The organism is Streptomyces mutabilis, assembly GCF_046628145.1.
In the GTDB taxonomy this organism is placed as follows: Bacteria; Actinomycetota; Actinomycetes; order Streptomycetales; family Streptomycetaceae; genus Streptomyces; species Streptomyces mutabilis.
Window position 1 is genome coordinate 362414 of sequence record NZ_CP176874.1, and the last position, 19515, is coordinate 381928.

Genomic DNA, 19515 nt, shown 5'->3' on the forward strand with positions numbered 1-19515 from the left:
TCAGTCCCGCTCTTCGTCAGGGTGGGCGTTGAGTGCCGCCTGCACCAGGTCGTCGATCTCCATGGCGTCGATGGACACGCCGTAGGCGTCGTCGTCCACGGCCGTGGTGTCCTGGTGGGCGCCGGGTGCGTCCGGTGTCTGTCCGGCGAGTTCCAGCAGCCGGTCCAGGAGGCCGCCGGCGCGCAGCCGGTCCAGGGGCAGGCCGGCGAGGGCGGCGCGCACGGCGCGTTCCTCGTCGCCGGTTGTGGCGGCGGGCGAGGTGCCGCCGCTGCCGCTCGGCAGGAGCTGCTGGAGGATGTGCCCGGCGAGGGCGGCGGGGGTGGGGTGGTCGAACACGAGGGTGGCGGACAGGGTCAGTCCGGTGGCGGCGTTGAGCTGGTTGCGCAGCTCGACGGCGCCGAGGGAGTCGAATCCGAGGTCGCGGAAGGCGCGGTCGGGGCCGACCTGGTCGGTGCCGGGGTGTCCGAGGACTTCGGCCGCGCGTTCGCGCACCAGGGTCAGCACGGTCGTGGCGCGGCGACCCTCCGGGAGCCGGGTGAGGCGCTCGCGCAGGGCGGGTCCGGACTGCCGGGCGTCGCGTCCGCCGTCCGGGGCGGCGAGGGCGGCGTGGGAGGGCATCTCGGCGAGCAGGCGGCTGGGCCGGACGCTGGTGAAGGCGCGCGCGAACCGGTCCGGGTCGACGTCGGCGACGACGGCGACCGGGTCGGTGCCGGTGACGACCTGCCGCAGGGCCAGGACCGCGAGGTCCGGGTCGAGCGGCCGGACGCCGGTGCGGCGGGCGAGGGCGGCGGCGCGCTCGCCGCCGGCCATGCCCTCGCCGTCCCAGGCCCCGTACGCCACCGAGGTGGCCGCGAGACCTTCGGCCCGGCGGCGTTCGGCGAGGGCGTCGAGGACCGCGTTGGCGGCGGCGTACGTGCCCTGGCCGGGGTTGCCGACCGCGGCGGACGCGGAGGAGAACAGGGCGAACACCTGCGGTTCGTGGGCGCGGGTCAGCTCGTCGAGGAGCAGGGCGGAGGTGACCTTGGCGCGGAACACGGTGGCGAACCGCTCGGGAGTGAGGCCGTCCAGCACGCCGTCGTCGAGGACGCCGGCGGCGTGGATGACACCGGTGAGCGGCGCGTCCTCGGGCAGCTGCGCGAGGACGGCGGCCAGGGCGTCCCGGTCCGCGGTGTCGCAGGCGGTGATGACGGGTTCGGCGCCCAGTGCGCGCAGGTCCGCGGCGAGTTCGGCGGCGCCGGGGGCGTCGGGTCCGCTGCGGCTGAGCAGGAGCAGGCGGCGGGCCCCGGCCCCGGCGAGCCGCCGGGCGGTGCGGGCGCCGAGGGCGCCGGTGCCACCGGTGATCAGGACGGTGCCGTCGGGCTGCCAGTCGCGGGGCGCCTCGGGGCGTACGGCGGCGAGGCGGCGGCCGAAGACCGCGCCGGGGCGGATGGCGAGCTGGTCCTCGCCCTCGGGGTCGGCCAGGACGGCGGCGAGCCGTTCGGCGGTGCGCCCGTCGAGGGTGACGGGCAGGTCGACGGTGCCGCCCCAGCGCTGCGGGTGTTCGAGGGCCGCGACCCGGCCGAGTCCGTGGACGGCGGCCTGGAGGGGCGCGGCCACGGTCTCGCCGGGCGAGACGGCGGCGGCGCCGCGGGTGAGGCACCACAGCGGGGCGTCGGTGCGGGCGTCGCCGAGGGCCTGGACGAGCGTGGCCGTCAGGGCGGCGCCGAGCGGGGTGCCGTCGGCGGTGAGGCCCGTGCCCGCGCCGCCGCCGGGGGCGACGCTGGTGGGGGTGTCGCCGTCGGGGGTGTCGCCGTCGGGGGTGTCGCCGGCGAGGGCGAGCAGGGAGACCACGCCCGTGAAGGGGCCCGAGACGTCCAGGTGGTGGCGGATCGCGGCGGCGAGCGCGGCACGGTCGTGGTCGTGGGCCGGCACCTCGATCGTCACGGCCCCGCTGCCGAGGATCCGCAGGACCTGCGTGGTCCACGGGTCGTCGGCGTGTCCCTCGGGCAACACGGCGAGCCAGGTGCCGACGGGCGTACCGGCGGCGCTCCGGTTCAGGGGGCGCCAGGCGATGCGCCGGCGCCAGCCGTCCACGGTGGCCTGGTCGCCGTGCTTGCGGCGCCAGTCGCGCAGCGCGGGCAGGACGCGGGAGAGCGCGTCGCCGTCGACGCCCAGCTCGCCGGCGAGGGAGTCGAATTCCTGGTCCTGGACGGCGGCCCAGAACGCCTCGTCCCCGGCGCTCCCGGCGTCCCGGCCCGCTCCGGCGGCGGCCGGTGCCGCGTCGGCCCAGAACCGCTGCCGGCGGAACGGGTAGGTCGGCAGGTCCACCCGGCGGGCACCGGTGCCCTCCAGGAGCGCCGCCCAGTCGACGGGCTGGCCGGCGGCGTGCAGCCGGGCCACCGCCGTGATCAGGGAGCGTTCCTCGTCGCGTCCGGTGCGCAGCGCCGGAACGACCACCGGGGCGGGACGGTTCTCGTCGGCCAGGGTGTCGAGGGTGTCCTGGGTGAGGGAGCACAGGACGCCGTCGGGGCCGAGTTCGAGGTAGCGGGTGGCGCCCCGGGCCGCGAGGGTGCGGACACCGTCGCCGAAGCGGACCGCGCGGCGCACGTGCCGGACCCAGTACCCGGGGTCGCACACCTGCTCGTCGGTGGCCGGTTCCCCCGTGAGGTTGGACACCAGGGGCAGCTTCGGCGGGGTGTACGACACGCTACGGGTGACCCGTTCGAAGTCCTGCAGCATGGCGTCCATGTGCAGTGAGTGAAATGCATGGCTGACCCGCAAACGCCTAGTCTTCCGGCCGAGCGCGGCGAACTCGTCGGCGAGCGCGGTCACCGCGTCCTCGTCCCCGGAGACCACCACGGCTTCCGGGCCGTTGACCGCGGCCAGGGAGAGCCGGTCGGTCAGCCGCGGGGCGACCTCGTCCTCGGTGGCGCGGACGGCCAGCATGGCGCCGCCGGCCGGGAGGGCCTGCATCAGGCGGGCGCGGGCGGCGACGACCCGGCAGGCGTCCTCGAGGGAGAAGACTCCGGCGACGTGCGCGGCGGCGATCTCCCCGACCGAGTGGCCGGCCAGCAGGTCGGGACGCACGCCCCAGGACTCGCACAGCCGGTACAGGGCCACCCCGAGGGCGAACAGGGCGGGCTGGGTCCAGCCGGTGCTGTCCAGGAGGTCCGCCTCGACGGTGCCTTCCTCGGCGAACATCACCTCGCGCAGCGGACGGTCGAGTTCCTGGTCGAAGTGGGCCAGGACCTCGTCGAGGGCCTCGGCGAACGCCGGGAAACGGGCGTACAGGGCACGGCCCGCGCCGGCGCGCTGGGAACCCTGGCCGGGGAAGAGGAACGCGGTCCGGCCGCCGGGCGTCGCGCGGCCGCGCAGCACCGCGCGGTCGTCGCGGTCCTCGGCCAGGGCGGTGAGCGCGTCGAGGAGTTCGTCGCGTCCGGCGACGGCGAGCACCGCGCGGTGTTCGAACGCCGAGCGGGTGGTGCCCAGGGAGAGGGCCAGGTCGGCGGGGCCGGGCAGGGCGGCGGGGTCGGCGGCGAGCAGCCGGTCGCGGAGCCGTGCGGCCTGGTCGGGCAGGGCGTCCGCGGTGGCCGCGGACAGCGGCACGGGCAGGGGCCGTTCGATGGCGGGCCCGGCGGTCTCGGTGGCGGGCCCGGTGGTCTCGATGGCGGGCCCGGTGGTCCCGGCCGTGCCCTCCGGTGCGGGGGCCTGTTCCAGGACGACGTGGGCGTTGGTGCCGCTGGCGCCGAAGGCGGACACGGCCGCGCGGCGCGGGCGTCCGGTGTCGGGCCAGGCGGTGGCCTCGGTCAGCAGCCGTACCGCGTCCGGGTCCCAGGCGACGTGGCTGGAGGGCCGGTCGACGTGGAGGGTGCGGGGCAGGGTGCCGTGCCTCATGGCCAGGACCATCTTGATGACGCCGGCGACACCGGCGGCGGCCTGGGCGTGGCCGATGTTCGACTTGACGGAACCGAGCAGCAGCGGGTGCTGCGGGTCGCGCTCGCTGCCGTACGTCGCGAGCAGCGCCTGGGCCTCGATGGGGTCGCCCAGGGCGGTGCCGGTGCCGTGCGCCTCCACCGCGTCGACCTCGCGGGCGGTGAGGCCCGCGGCGGCCAGCGCCTTGCGGATGACGCGCTGCTGGGAGGGGCCGTTGGGGGCGGTCAGGCCGTTGGACGCGCCGTCCTGGTTGACGGCCGACCCGCGCAGGACGGCGAGGATCTCGTGGCCGCGGCGGCGCGCCTCGGACATGCGCTCCACGACGAGCATGCCCACGCCCTCGGCCCAGGCGGTGCCGTCGGCGGCGTCGGAGAAGGGCTTGCAGCGGCCGTCCGGGGAGAGCGCCCCCATCTCGCCGAACTCGACGAAGCCGACCGGTGTCGACATCACGGTGACGCCGCCGGCCAGGGCGAGCGTGCACTCGCCGCCGCGGATCGCCTGGGCGGCGAGGTGCAGGGCCGTCAGGGAGGACGAGCAGGCGGTGTCGACGCTGACGGAGGGCCCTTCGAGGCCCAGGGTGTAGGAGAGCCGGCCCGAGAGCAGGCTCGCCGACTGGGCGGTCTCCACGTGCCCGGTCTGGCCGATCGCGGGACGGTAGTCGCCGCTGCCGCCGCCGACGAAGACGCCGGTGTCGCCGCCGCGCAGGGTGGCGGGGTCGATGCCGGCCCGTTCCAGGGCCTCCCAGGCGGCCTGGAGGACGATCCGCTGCTGCGGGTCGATGACCAGGGCCTCGCGGGGGGAGATCCCGAAGAAGGCGGGGTCGAAGTCGGCGACGTCGTAGAGGAATCCGCCCTCGCGGCTGACGCTGCGGCCGCGGCCGTCCCGGTCGCCGTGCAGGAGCCGTTCCAGATCCCAGCCCCGGTCGGTGGGGAAGCCGCCGATGGCGTCGGTCCCGGCGTCGAGCAGTGCCCACAGGTCTTCGGGCGAGCGGATGTCGCCGGGGTAGCGGCAGCTCATGCCCACGATGACGACCGGGTCGTCACCGTCGTCGGTGGCGGGGCGGGTCGCGGACGCGTCGGCGGTGGTGGACTCGTCCCCGTTCCCGCCGAGGAGTTCGTCGAGGAGGTGTGCGGCCAGGGCGGCGGGCGTCGGATAGTCGAAGACGAGCGTCGCGGGCAGGGTGAGGCCGGTGGCGGTGGCGAGCCGGTTGCGCAGGTCGACGGCGGTCAGCGAGTCGAAGCCCAGGTCGTTGAAGGAGCTGGTGGCCGGGACGGCTCCCGCGTCGGCGTGGCCGAGCACCGGGGCGACCTCGGTGAGCACCAGGTCCAGCAGGCCGCGTTCGCGGTCGGCCCGGTCCAGGGGGCGCAACCGGTTCCGCAGGTCCGTGGCGGTACTCGCGTCACCGCCATTGCCGTCCGCGGCGCGCAGGGCCTCGCGGGCCTCGGGCAGCGCGCTGAACAGCCGGCCCGGGCGGGTCCGGGTGAACGCGGGGGCGAACCGGTCCCACACCACGTCCGCGATGGTGACGGAGGCGGGGGCCGCCGGTTCCTCGACGGCCTCGCCGACCAGTGCGGCGAGGGCAGCGAGGGCGCGCCCGGGCTCCATGGCGGGCAGTCCGTTGACGCGCAGGTGGGCGGCGAGCCCGTCGGGCCCGGCGCCCTGCCAGGCGCCCCAGGCGACGGAGAGCGCGTTGACGCCACCCGCGCGGTGCCGCTGGACCAGGGCGTCCAGGTAGGCGCCGGCGGCGGCGCCCGGCCCCTGGCCGGTGACGCCCCAGACGGCGGAGATGGAGTTGAAGACGACGAACGCGTCCAGGGTCCGCTCCCCCACGGCGGCCGTGAGCGCGTCGTGGGCGGCGTGCACGGTGGTCGTCGAGGGCTCGTGCAGGGTGCCCGTGTCGCCGGTGTGGACGACCGCGGTGAGCGCACGGTCGGCCGGCAGGGCGGCGACGGCCCGGGCGAGCGGGCCCGCGTCGGCCGGGTCGGTGTGGTGGACCGCGGTGAGGACGGCGCCTGCCGCCTCGACCTCGGTGCGCAGCGCGGCGAAGGCGTCGTCGGCCGGGTCGGTGGGACCGGCCAGCAGCACCCCGGCGGCGCCGTGGGCGGCGAGCCAGCGGGCGACGTGGCCGCCGAAGCCCTCCGGGCCGCCGGTGACCAGGACGGTTCCGGCGGGGCGCCAGACAGCGTCGGGGCGCTGGGCGGCGGCCCGCGTCAGGCGCCGTCCGAAGGCGCCGGAGGCGCGCAGCGCCACCTGGTCCTCGGCGGTGCCGTCGGCCGTGCCGGTGGCCAGCACGGCCCGCAGGCGGTCGGCTGACCGGGCGTCGGCGACGTGGTCGACGTCCACGAGCCCGCCCCAGCGCTCCGGCTCCTCCAGGGCCAGGACCCGGCCGAGGCCCCAGAGCGCGGCCTGCCCGGGGTCGGCCGCCCGGTCGGTGCGGCCCACGCGGACCGCGCCGCGGGTGACGCACCACAGCGGCGCGTCGATCCCGGTCGCCGCCAGGAGGCGCAGCAGGGCGTCGGGCCGGGCGGGACCGTCGAGGGGACCGGCGGAGTGCGCGGAGGCGGCGCCGAGCAGGGCGAGGACGCCGGCGTACGCGGTGCCGTCGGCCGCCGCCTCCAGGCGGGCGGCGGCACCCTCGTCCTCGGCCGGGACGACGAGGCGTACCGCCTCCTCGCCGAGCGCCCCGGCCAGGGCCTCGGCCCACGGGTCGCCGTCGAGCCCGGCCGGGGTCAGGACCAGCCACCGCCCGGTGGTGCCGCCGGCGGGGGTGGTGGCGGTGAGGGGCTGCCAGGTCACGCGGTAGCGCCAGCCGTCCACCAGGGCTCGCTCGGACCGGCCGCGGTGCCAGGCGGACAGGGCGGGCAGCACGCCGGAGAGGACCGCGTCGTCGAGGCCGAGGGCGGCGGACAGGGACTCCGTGTCCTCCCGCTCCACCGCCGCCCAGAAGGCGGCGTCCACCGGGTCCTGCCCGGCACCCGCGCCGGTGGCCGAGGCGGGTTCGGGCCAGTAGTGCTGGTGCTGCCAGGCGTAAGTGGGCAGGTCGGTGCGGCGCGCACCGGTGCCGTGGAACCACGCCGCCCAGTCGACGCCGACGCCGGCCGTGTGCAGGCGGGCGAGCGCGGCGAGCAGCGCGCGCTCCTCCTCACGGTCCTTGCGCAGCGCGGGCACGAGCGGGCTGCCGACCGCGTCGCCGCCGTCGACGTCCGTCGCGTCGTCGAGCACCCGGGCGGCCATGCCGGTCAGCACACCGTCGGGGCCGATCTCCAGGTAGGCGTCGGCACCCGCTTCGGCCAGGGCGCGTACGCCGTCGGCGAACCGGACGGTCGCGCGGACGTGCCGCACCCAGTACTCGGGAGTGGTGAGCCGCCCCGGCTCGGCGACCGTACCGGTGACGTTGGAGACGACCGGGATGCGGGGTTCGGCGTACTCCAGGGACTCGGCGACGCGGCGGAACTCCGCGAGCATCGGCTCCATCAGCGCCGAGTGGAAGGCGTGACTGACCGACAGCCGCTGCGTCTTGCGGCCCTCGGCCGCGAACGCGCCGGCCGCGGCCAGGACTTCGCTCTCCTCACCGGACAGCACGACGGACTCCGGTCCGTTGACCGCGGCCAGCGACAGACCTCCGGTGAGCCGTGCGGCGGCCTCCTCCTCCGTGGCCCGCACGGCGACCATCGCACCGCCCGCGGGCAGTTCGCGCATCAGCCGGGCCCGGGCCGCCACCAGCGTGCACGCGTCCTCCAGGGAGAACACCCCCGCCACGTGCGCGGCCGCGATCTCACCGACGGAGTGACCGCCGACGAACTCGGGAACCACGCCCCACGACTCGAACAGGCGGAACAGCGCCACCTCGAGCGCGAACAGCGCGGGCTGGGTGTACCCGGTGGTGTCGAGGAGAGCCGCGTCGGGCGTTCCCGCCGGCGCGAACAGCACCTCGTGCAAAGGTCGTTCGAGGTCGGCGTCGAGCCGGGACGCCACCGCGTCGAGGGCCTCGGCGAAGACCGGGAAGCGCGCGTACAGCTCACGTCCCGACCCCGCCCGCTGCGAACCCTGGCCGGAGAAGAGGACCGCGAGCCTGCGCTCGGTGGCGTGGTCGCGGACGGTCTCCACCGGCTCGCCCTCGGGCGTCACCAGCAGGACCGCGCGGTGCGCGAAGGCGGAGCGGCCGACGGCCAGGCTGTAGGCGGTGTCGAGCGCCGGGACCTCCGGCCGCTCCTGTGTGAAGGAGGTCAGCCGCGTGTGCTGGGCGGTCAGGGCCGCCTCGGAGCGGGCGGAGACCAGCCACGGTACGACGGTCGGGGCGGTCTCGGGCTCCACCGACGAGTCCGGATCGGCAACCGGTGCGGGCTGTTCCAGGATCACGTGGGCGTTGGTGCCGCTGACGCCGAAGGCGGAGACACCGGCGCGGCGCGGGCGGCCCGTCTCGGGCCAGGCCCGGTGTTCACGCAGGAGTTCGACCGTGCCGCCGGACCAGTCGACGTGCGAGGACGGGCTGTCCACGTGCAGGGTGCGCGGGAGTTCCCCGCGGCCCAGGGCCAGGACCGTCTTGATCACGCCGGCGGCACCGGCGGCGGCCTGGGTGTGGCCCAGGTTGGACTTGACCGTGCCGAGCAGCAGCGGTCGCCCGGGGTCGCGTCCCTCGCCGTAGGCGGCGATCAGGGCGTGCGCCTCGATCGGGTCGCCGAGGGTGGTGCCGGTGCCGTGCGCCTCGACGGCGTCCACGTCGGCCGGGGTGAGGCGGGCGTCGGTCAGCGCCTGGCGGATGACGCGCTGCTGGGCGCGGCCGTTGGGGGCGGTCAGGCCGTTGGACGCGCCGTCCTGGTTGACGGCCGACCCGCGCAGGACGGCGAGGACGGGGTGGCCGTTGCGGCGGGCGTCGGACAGCCGCTCCAGGACCAGGACGCCCGCGCCCTCGGACCAGGCGGTGCCGTCGGCGGAGTCGGCGAACGCCTTGCAGCGGCCGTCCGCGGCGAGGCCGCCCTGCGCGGTGAACTCGACGAAGGCGTCGGGGCTGGACATCACCGAGACGCCGCCCGCGAGGACCAGGGAGCATTCGCCGGAGCGCAGCGCCCCCGCGCCCATGTGGAGGGCGACCAGGGCGGAGGAGCAGGCGGTGTCGACGGTGACCGCCGGGCCCTCCAGGCCCAGCGTGTAGGACAGGCGGCCGGACATCACGCTGGCGGTGGTACCGGTGGCGGCGTGGCCCCGCACGTCGGTGGTGCCGCGGCGGAGCACGGTGGCGTAGTCCTGGCCGTTGGTGCCCACGAAGACACCGGTGGCGCTGGAGCGCAGGCTCTGCGGGTCGATGCCGGCCCGCTCCAGGGCCTCCCAGGCGGTTTCGAGGAGCAGCCGCTGCTGCGGGTCCATGGCCAGGGCCTCGCGCGGCGAGATGCCGAAGAAGGGGGCGTCGAAGAGCCCGGCGCCGTCGAGGAAGCCGCCCTCCAGGGTGGCGGAGCCGCCCCGAGCGAGGGACTCCAGGTCCCAGCCGCGGTCGGTGGGGAAGCCGGCGACGGCGTCGCGGCCGTCGGCCAGCAGGCGCCACAGGTCGTCGGGGGACTCGATGCCGCCGGGGAACCGGCAGCCCATGCCGACGACGACCACCGGGTCGTCGTCCGTGGACCCTCCCGCTCCCGCGTCGGCGTCGTGTCCGGAAGCCGGTTCGGGCAGGTCGCCCAGGAGTTCGGCGAGGAGGTGGGCGGCCAGGTCGCGGGTGGTCGGGTGGTCGTAGACGAGGGTGGCGGGCAGCCGCAGGCCGGTGGTGGCGGTCAGGGTGTTGCGCAGTTCGACGGTGGTCAGCGAGTCGAAGCCGAGGTCGGTGAAGGCCCGGTCGGGTTCGACGGCGGCCGGGTCGGGGTGGCCGAGCACGGCGGCGACCTGGGCGCGCAGGAAGTCGAGCAGGTACCGCTCGCGGGCCGCGCCGGACAGGGCGGCGACCTGGCGGCGCAGGACGGGCTCCGTGTCCGCGGGGGCGCCGTGCGCGCCGCCGCCGGCGCGGAGTTCGGGCAGGTCGCCGACGAGGGCCCGGTTCGGGGCGAACACGGCCGCGTACCGCTGCCAGTCGATGTCGGCGACGAGGAGGGCGGTGTCGCCGTGGCCGACGGCGGTGTCGAGGGCGGCGAGGGCGTCCTCGGGGCTCATCGGGGTGAAGCCGCCGCGGCGGACCCGGTCCTCGACGCCGGTACCGTCGCCGGCCATGCCGGTGCCGGACCAGGGGCCCCAGGCCACGGAGGTGGCGGGCAGGCCCAGGTCGCGCCGGTGCTCGGCCAGGGCGTCCAGGTAGGCGTTGGCCGCGGCGTAGTTGGCCTGGCCGGCGGAGCCGAGGACGCCCGCGGTCGAGGAGAAGAGCACGAAGTCGGTGAGCCCGAGGTCGCGGGTCAGCTCGTGCAGGTGGGCGGCGGAGCGGGCCTTGGCGTCGAGGACGGTGGCGAACCGCTCGGGGGTGAGGGTGTCGAGCAGGCCGTCGTCGAGGACGCCCGCGGCGTGCACGACGGCGGTGAGCGGGTGCTCCTCCGGTACGGCGGACAGGGTCGCGGCGAGCGCGGCGCGGTCGGACGTGTCGCAGGCGACGACCGTCACCCGGGCGCCCTTCTCGCGCAGCTCCGCGACGAGTTCGGCGGCGCCGGGGGCGTCCGGGCCGCGTCGGCCCGCGAGCAGCAGGTGCGGGGTGCCGCGTCCGGCGAGCAGCCGGGCGACGTGGGCGCCGAGGGCGCCGGTGCCGCCGGTGATCAGGACGGTGCCCTCGGGGGCGAACGCGCGGGGCGCCGGTCCCTGGGGGGCGGGGTGGCGGGTGAGGCGCCGCGCGTAGGTGGCGGAGGCGCGGACGGCGAGCTGGTTCTCCGCACCGGGTGCGGTGAGCAGGTGCGCGAGGCGTCGTACGACCCGCTCGTCGATGTGCTCGGGCAGGTCGACCAGGGTGAGCCGGCGCTCGGGGCGCTCCAGGACGGCGACGCGGCCGAGGCCCCAGAGGGCGGCCTGCCCGGGGTGGGCGAGGCGGTCGGCACGGCCGGTGCTGACCGCCTGCCGGGTGAACAGCCATACGGGGGCGGTGATCCCGGCGTCGTCGAGGGCGGTGAGGGCGGTGGCGGCGGGCGCGAGCGCGGCGGTGCCGGCCGGGTCGTCGGCGGCGCCCGCTTCGGTCGTGTCGGCGGCGGGGGTCGGGGCGAGCAGGGCGAGGACGCCGGTGAACCCGCTGTCGGGGTGGGCCAGTCGGCGCAGGGAGGCGGTGAGCGCGGTGCGGTCGACGGTGGCCGTGGTGTCGACCGTGACGACCGCGGTGTCCGGGCCGAGTGCCTCCAGGAGTGCGCTCGCCTCGGGTGCGGGGGTGCCGGCCGGGCGCAGGACCAGCCAGGTGCCGGCGGGCCGCCCGGTGGGGGCGCCGTCCAGCGGCCGCCACACGATCCGGTGGCGGCGGTTGTCGGCGGCGGCCCGCTCTGTGCGGCGGCGGCGCCATGAGGACAGGGCGGGCACCAGGGCGGTCAGCGTCTCCTCGTCCAGCCCGAGGTCGGCGCCGAGCGCGGGCAGGTCGCCACGCTCCACGGCCGCCCAGAAGCCGGCGTCCGCGTCGCTGCCGGTGCTTCCGTCGGGCGTGTGCGGGGCGAAGGTGGTGTCGGGCCAGTAGCGGCTGCGCTGGAAGGCGTACGTCGGCAGGTCGACGCGGCGGGCACCGGTGCCGTGCAGGGTGCCGCTCCAGTCGACGCCGGTGCCCCGCACGTACAGTCCGGCGAGGGCCGCGGTGAGGCCGGGCACTTCTTCGCGGTCGCGGCGGATCGCGGGGACGACGGTGACGGGTGCGGAGCCGTCCGCACGGCCACCGTCGCCGTCGAGAATCGCACGGGTCGCGGCGGACAGGGTGCCGTCGGGGCCCAGCTCCAGGTAGGAGGTGGCGCCCTGGCGGTCCAGGGCGCGTACCGCGTCGGCGAACCGGACGGTGGCGCGGACCTGGCGCACCCAGTACTCCGGCGTGCGCAGTTCCTCGGCGGTGGCGAGGTCGCCGGTGACGGTGGAGACCACCGGCAGGACCGGCGCCTGGTAGGTGAGGCCCCGGGCGACGCGGGCGAAGTCGTCGAGCATGGGCTCCATGCGCGGCGAGTGGAAGGCGTGGCTGACCCGCAGGGCGCGGGTGCGACGGTCGTCCGCGGCGAGGCGGGCGGCGACGCCGGCGACCTCTTCCTCGTCGCCCGCGATCACCACGGAGCGGGGGCCGTTGACGGCGGCGAGGGAGACCCGGTCCTCCAGGCCGGCCAGGAGGGGCAGCACCTCGTCCTCGGCGGCCTCGACGGCGACCATGGCGCCGCCGGCCGGGAGCGCGGCCATGAGGCGACCGCGTGCGGCGACGAGGGTGCAGGCGTCCTCCAGGGAGAACACTCCGGCGACGTGGGCGGCGGCGATCTCCCCGACGGAGTGGCCCGCCACGCCGTCGGGAGTGACGCCCCAGGACTCCACGAGCCGGTACAGGGCCACTTCGAGGGCGAACAGGGCGGGCTGGGTGTACGCGGTGTCGTGCAGGAGGGCGGCCTCTTCGGTGCCCTCCGGCGCGAAGAGGACCTCGCGCAGCGGACGGTCGAGCTCCTGGTCGAAGCGGGTGAGTACGGCGTCCAGGGCGTCGGCGAAGACGGGATGGCGCTCGTACAGGCCGCGTCCCGTGGCGGCGCGCTGGCTGCCCTGCCCGGTGAAGAGGAAGGCCAGGCGGCCTCGCGCCGGGGCACCGGTGACCAGGGCGGTGTCGGGGGTGCCGTCGCGCAGTGCGGTCAGCGCGCGCTCCAGTGCCCGGCGGTCGTCGGTCAGGACGGCGGCCCGGTGTTCCAGGGCGGCGCGGGAAGTGGCCAGCGAGTGGGCCACGTCCGTCAGCGGCAGCTCCGGGTGGTCCGTCAGGTGGTCGAGGAGACGGGCGGCCTGCTCGCGCAGGGCGTCGGCCGTACGGGCGGACAGCACCACGGGGACGCCCGCGGGCAGGGTGTCCGGGTCGGCCGCCGCGGGCGCCGCGGCGGGCTCGGGCTGTTCGGGGGCCTGCTCGACGATGGTGTGGACGTTGGTGCCGGACAGACCGAAGGAGGAGATTCCCGCCCGGTACGGGCGGCCGGTCTCGGGCCAGGGCCGGGACTCGGTGGCCAGCTCGATGGCGCCGGAGGTCCAGTCGACGTGGCTGGAGGGGGTGTCCACGTGCAGGGTGCGCGGGACGGTGCCGTGGCGCATCGCCATGACCGTCTTCATGACGCCGGCGATGCCGGAGGCCATCTGGGTGTGGCCGATGTTGGACTTCACCGAGCCGAGCAGCAGCGGCCGGTCGCCGGGCCGGTCCTGGCCGTAGGTGGCGAGCAGGGCCTGGGCCTCGATGGGGTCGCCGAGGGCGGTGCCGGTGCCGTGGCCCTCGACCACGTCCACCTCGCCCGGGGTGAGACCGGCGTCGGCGAGTGCCTGGCGGATGACGCGGGCCTGGGAGGGGCCGTTGGGGGCGGTCAGGCCGTTGGAGGCGCCGTCCTGGTTGACCGCGGAACCGCGGATCACGGCGAGGACGGGGTGCCCGTTGCGGCGGGCGTCGGACAGGCGCTCGACCAGGACCAGTCCGACGCCCTCGGCCAGGCTCATGCCGTCGGCGCCGTCGGCGTAGGCCTTGCAGCGGCCGTCGGGGGCCATGGCGCGCTGGCGGCTGAAGCCGGTGAAGGCCTGCGGGGTGGCCATGACGCTGACGCCGCCGGCCAGGGCGAGGGTGGACTCGCCGTTGCGCAGCGACTGGCAGGCCAGGTGCAGTGCCACCAGGGAGGAGGAGCAGGCGGTGTCCAGGGTGACCGCCGGGCCCTCCAGACCGAAGGTGTAGGCGAGGCGGCCGGACATCACGCTGGAGATGGTGCCGGTGATCAGGTGGCCCTCGGCGCCCTCGGAGCCGGCGCCGCCGGCCGTGTAGTCCTGGTAGCTGGCGCCGATGAAGGTGCCGGTGCGGCTGGAGCGCAGGGTCGCGGGGTCGATCCCGGCGCGTTCCATGACCTCCCAGCCGGTCTCCAGGAGGAGCCGCTGCTGCGGGTCCATGGCCAGGGCCTCGCGCGGGGAGATGCCGAAGAAGCCGGCGTCGAAGTCGGCCACGTCGTGCAGGAAGCCGCCCTGCGTGGAGTACGTGGTGCCCGGCCGGTCGGGGTCGGGGTCGTACAGGGCGTCCGCGTCCCAGCCGCGGTCGGCGGGGAAGCCGGTGATGGCGTCGGCACCGGCCGCGACGAGGTCCCACAGGGCCTCGGGGGAGGTGACGCCGCCCGGGTAGCGGCAGCTCATGGCGACGATGGCGATGGGTTCGTCGGTGGCACCCGCGGCGCGGACGGGCGCGTCGGTCTCGGTGGCGGGCCCGCCGATCAGCTCGCGCAGGTGGCCGACGAGGGTGAGCGGGTCCGGGTAGTCGAACACCAGGGTGCTGGGCAGGGTGAGGCCGGTGACGGTGGCGAGCCGGTTGCGCAGGTCGACGGCGGTGAGCGAGTCGAAGCCGACGTCGCGGAAGGCGCGCCGTTCGGACAGCACCTCCGGGGAGGCGTGGCCGAGGACGGTGGCGGCCTCGGAGCGCACCAGGTCGAGCAGGAGGCGGTCCTGCTCCCCGGCGGGCAGGGCGCGCAGCCGGGCGGTGAACTCGCCGCCCTCCGCGGCGCGGGCCGTGCTCTCCTCGGTGATCCTGCGGACCTCGGGCACCTCCGCGAAGAGGTCGGTGGGGCGCGAGGACGTGAAGACCGGGTGGTAGCGGTCCCAGTCGACGTCGGCGACGGCCAGCGCGCCCTCGTCGCCGTCGAGGACCTGCCGCAGGGCGGTCAGGGCCAGCCGGGGGTCCATGAACTCCAGGCCGCTGCGCCGGATCTGGCCGGGGTCGACCCGGCCGAGCTTCATGTCGTCGGCCCAGATACCCCAGGAGATCGCGGTGCCGTGGGCGCCGCGGGCGCGCCGGTGCTCGGCGAGGGCGTTGAGGTGGGCGTTGGCGGCGACGTACGCGGCGTGCCGGCCGCTGCCCCACATGCCGGCGGTGGAGGAGTACAGCACGAACGCGTCGAGCTGGTCGTCGTCGAGGAGTTCGTCCAGGTGCGCGGCGCCGGCGGTCTTGGCGTGCACGACCTTGGCGAACGCGTCGAGGCTGGTCTCCTCGATCGTCTGCAGTTCGATGACGGCGGCGGTGTGGAAGACGCTGCGCACCGTGCGGCCCTCGGCGGCGAGCCGGTCCAGGAGGGCGGCGACGGCGTCGCGGTCGCGGACGTCGCAGGCGGCGACGGTCACGGCGCAGCCCCGCTCGGCGAGTTCGGCGACGAGTTCGGCGGCGCCGGCGGCGTCCGCGCCGCGGCGGCTGGTCAGCACCAGGTCGCGGGCGCCCTGGTCGGCGAGCCAGCGGGCCAGGTGCGGGCCGAGGGTGCCGGTGCCACCGGTGACCAGGACGGTGCCGCGCGGAGTCCAGGTGCCGGCCCCGGTGGGGGCGGGGGCGGGGACGACGCGTCGGGCGAGGACGCCGGTGGGGCGTACGGCGAGCTGGTCCTCGCCGGTGGCGCCGGCCAGCAGGGCGGCGAGCCGTTCGCCGGCCCGCCGGTCCGGCGTGTCGGGCAGGTCGACGGTGCCGCCCCAGCGCTCCGGGTGTTCGAGTGCGGCGGTCCAGGACAGGCCCTGGACCATGGCCTGGGCGGGCCGGGTGAGGCGGTCGGCGCGGCCGGTGGTGACGGCGCCCCGGGTGAGGGTCCACAGGGGCGCGTCGATCGCGGCGTCGCCGAGCGCCTGGATCAGGACCACGCTGAGCGCGAGGCCGGTGGTCAGGACCGGGTGGGCGGTGCCGGTGTCCTCGGCGTCGGCGAGCAGCGAGACCACGCCGGTGGGGGCGGACGGTGCGCACAGGGCACGCAGCCGGTCCGTGAGGGCGTCCCGGTCGGTGTCGGCGGCGGTGAGGGCGAGGGGCAGCACCTGGGCGCCGTGCGTCGTCAGGGCGTCCGTGACGAAGTCCGCGTACGCCGGGTCGGTGCCGTCGGCGGTGACGAGCAGCCAGGTGCCGTCCAGGCCGGCGTCGGGCAGCGTGCCGAGCGGCTTCCAGGTGGCGCGGTAGCGCCAGGAGCCGGCGGTGGAGCGGTCCCGGCGCTCCTTGCGCCAGGTGGACAGGGCGGGCAGCAGCGGGGCGAGCGCGTCGCGGTCCAGGTGGAGCCGGGAGGCGAGGGAGTCCACGTCCTCCTGCTCGACCTCGGACCAGAACTCGGCGTCCGCCGGGTCCCCCTCGCCGCCGTGCGGGCGGCCGGCGAGGGCCCACAGGTGCTCGCGCTGGAAGGCGTAGGTGGGCAGGGGTGTCCTGCGGGCGCCGGTGTCGGCGTACACCGCGCTCCAGTCGGCGCGTCCGCCGCGGACCCACTGCTCGGCGAGGGAGGTCAGGAAGCGGTCGGTGCCGCCCTGTTCGCGGCGCAGGGTGCCGACGGCGGCGACCGGCCGGCCGGTGTCCTCGGCGGTGGCCTGGACGGCCATGGTCAGCACCGGGTGGGGGCTGACCTCGACGAAGACGGTGTGCTCGGTGTCGAGCAGGGCGCGGACGGTCTCCTCGAAGCGGACGGTCCGGCGCAGGTTGCGGTACCAGTAGGCGGCGTCCGTGCGGGCGGTGTCGAGGAGTTCGCCGGTGACGGTGGAGTGGAAGGGCAGGCGCGGGGTGCGGGGGGTCACCGGGGCGAGCACGTCGAGGAGTTCCGCCTCGATGCGTTCGACCTGCGGCGAGTGGGAGGCGTAGTCCACGGCGATCCGGCGGGCGCGCAGGTCGCGGGCGGTGAACTCGGCCTGGAGGGCGTCCAGGGCCTCTGGGGTGCCGGCGAGGACCACCGAGCGCGGCCCGTTGACGGCGGCGACGGACACAGCGCCGTCGTACGGGGCCAGGTACTCCTCGGCCTCGGCGGCGGACACCTGGACGGACATCATTCCGCCCGCTCCGGCGAGGACGCGGCCGATGGCCCGGGAGCGCAGGGCGACGACGCGGGCGCCGTCCTCCAGGGAGAGGGCGCCGGACACGACGGCGGCGGCTATCTCGCCCTGGGAGTGGCCGATCACGGCGTCGGGGGTGACGCCGTGGGCCTGCCACAGCCGCGCGAGGGAGACCATCACGGCCCAGGTGGCGGGCTGGACGACGTCGACCCGGTCCAGGGAGGGGGCGCCGTCCGCCTGGCGGATCACGTCGGTGAGGGACCAGTCGGTGTACGCGGCCAGGGCGGCGGCGCACTCGTGGAAGCGTTCGGCGAAGACGGGTGAGGCGTCGAGGAGTTCGGCACCCATGCCGGCCCACTGGGAGCCCTGGCCGGGGAAGACGAACACGGTGCGCCCGTCGGTGTCGGCGGTGCCCTGGACGACCCGGGCGGTGGGTTCGCCGGCGCCGAACGCGTGGAGGGCGTCGGCGAGTTCGGTGAGATCGGAGCCGAGGGCGACGGCGCGGTGCTCCAGGACGGAGCGGGCGGTGATCAGGGTGTGGCCGACGTCGCTGGGGTGCGGCGCGGCGCCGATGGTGACGTGTGCGGCGAGGTTGGCGGCCTGTTCGCGCAGGGCGGCGGGGGCGGCGGCGGACAGGATCCAGGGCAGGGTGCCGCCCGCCGGCAGGGCGGGTTCGGGGGCGGTCGCGGGCTCCTGGGCCGGCGGTGCCTGTTCCAGGACGGCGTGCGCGTTGGTGCCGCTGATGCCGAAGGAGGAGACGGCGCAGCGCAGGGGGCGGTCGGTCCGGCTCCACCCGGTGTTCTCGGTGATCAGGCGGACGGTGCCGCCGGACCAGTCGATGTGGCTGGAGGGTTCGTCGGCGTGCAGGGTGCGCGGCAGTTCGCCGTGGCGCATGGCCTGGACCATCTTGATGACGCCGGCGACGCCCGCGGCGGACTGGGTGTGGCCGATGTTGGACTTCACCGAGCCGAGCAGCAGCGGGTGCTCGGGGTCGCGGTCCTGGCCGTAAGTGGCGAGCAGGGCCTGGGCCTCGATGGGGTCGCCGAGGGCGGTGCCGGTGCCGTGGGCCTCGACGGCGTCGATGTCGGCCGTGGTCAGGCCGGCGGCGCGCAGGGCCTGGCGGATGACGCGGACCTGGGAGGGGCCGTTGGGGGCGGTCAGGCCGTTGGAGGCGCCGTCCTGGTTGATGGCCGAGCCCCGGACGACGGCGAGGATCTCGTGCCCGTTGCGGCGGGCGTCGGAGAGCCGTTCCAGGACGAGCACGCCGATGCCCTCGGCGAGGGTCATGCCGTCGGCGCCCTCGGAGAAGGCCTTGCAGCGGCCGTCCCGGGCGAGGGCCCGCTGCCGGCTGAAGGCGATGAACGGCATCGGGTTGGTCATGACGGTGGCGCCGCCGGCCAGGGCGAGGGTGGACTCGCCGTTGCGCAGCGACTGGCAGGCCAGGTGCAGTGCGACCAGGGAGGAGGAGCAGGCGGTGTCGACGGTGACGGCCGGGCCTTCCAGGCCGAAGGTGTAGGCGAGGCGGCCGGACAGGACGCTGGGGCTGGAGCCGGTGACGACGTGTCCCGCGGAGCCGTCGTCCATGCCGACGCCGTAGTCCTGGTAGGTGGAGCCGATGAAGGTGCCGGTGGGAGTGGAGTGCACCGAGGCGGGGTCGATGCCGGCGTGCTCGAACGCCTCCCAGGTGGTCTCCAGGAGCAGGCGCTGCTGCGGGTCCATCGCCAGGGCCTCGCGCGGCGAGATACCGAAGAAGCCGGCGTCGAACTCGCCCGCGTCGTGCAGGAAGCCGCCCCGCGTGGAGTACGTGGTGCCGGGCCGGTCGGGGTCGGGGTCGTACAGGGCGTCGGCGTCCCAGCCGCGGTTGCCGGGGAACTCGGAGATGGCGTCGGTGCTGTCGGCGACCAGCCGCCAGAAGGCGTCGGCGGAGCGGACGCCGCCGGGGAAGCGGCAGCTCATGCCGATGATGGCGATGGGCTCGTCGGTGGCGCCGGCGGTGGCGGGCGCGGTGGCGGACTCGGCGCCGCCCAGGAGTTCGCCGCGCAGGTGGCGGGCGAGGGCGACGGGGTTGGGGTAGTCGAAGACCAGGGTGGTGGGCAGGGTGAGCCCGGTGAGCGCGGCGAGTCGCTTGCGCAGTTCCACCGCGGTCAGCGAGTCGAAGCCGGCGTCCCGGAAGGCACGTTTGGCGGGCACGCCCTCGGCGGAGGTGTGGCCGAGGACGACGGCGGCCTCGGAGCGCACCAGATCGAGCAGCAGCCGCTCCTGCTCCTCGGCGGTGAGGCCGCCGAGCCGGCCGGCCAGCTCGGCGGCCGTGCCGGAGGCGCCCGGGGCGGCGGGGGCGCGCAGGGCGGCGACGGTGTCGATCGCGTCGAACAGGCGGCCGGCGCGGGCGGCGGTGAAGACGGGGTGATACTGCTCCCAGTCGACGTCGGCGACGGTGACGGCGCTCTCGCCGCGTACGACGGCGCGGCGCAGCTCGGTCATGGCGGTGTCCGGCCGCAGGAGCCGCAGTCCGGTGCGCTCGATGCCCTCGGAGACCGAGCGGTGGGCGCTGGCCATGCCGACCTCGGCCCAGGGGCCCCAGGCGACGGAGGTGGCGGTGAGGCCGCGGGAGCGGCGGTTCTCGGCGAGTGCGTCGAGGTAGGCGTTGGCGGCGGCGTAGGCGCTCTGTCCCGCGCTGCCCCACACGCCGGCGACGGAGGAGACCAGGAC

The 19515-nt window shown here is 76.5% G+C and carries 1 protein-coding gene (running past one end of the window); it reads right to left on the reverse strand.

Going from position 1 to position 19515, the window contains the following annotated elements; genetic code table 11:
• Positions 1 to 19515, reverse strand: the 3' portion of a protein-coding gene (locus ACLIN4_RS01345) for a type I polyketide synthase (protein WP_411575401.1). The gene runs 9342 nt beyond the window's last position; only the last 19515 of its 28857 coding nucleotides appear in the window; the start codon falls outside the window, past its right edge — the gene reads right to left on this strand; its stop codon occupies positions 1 to 3.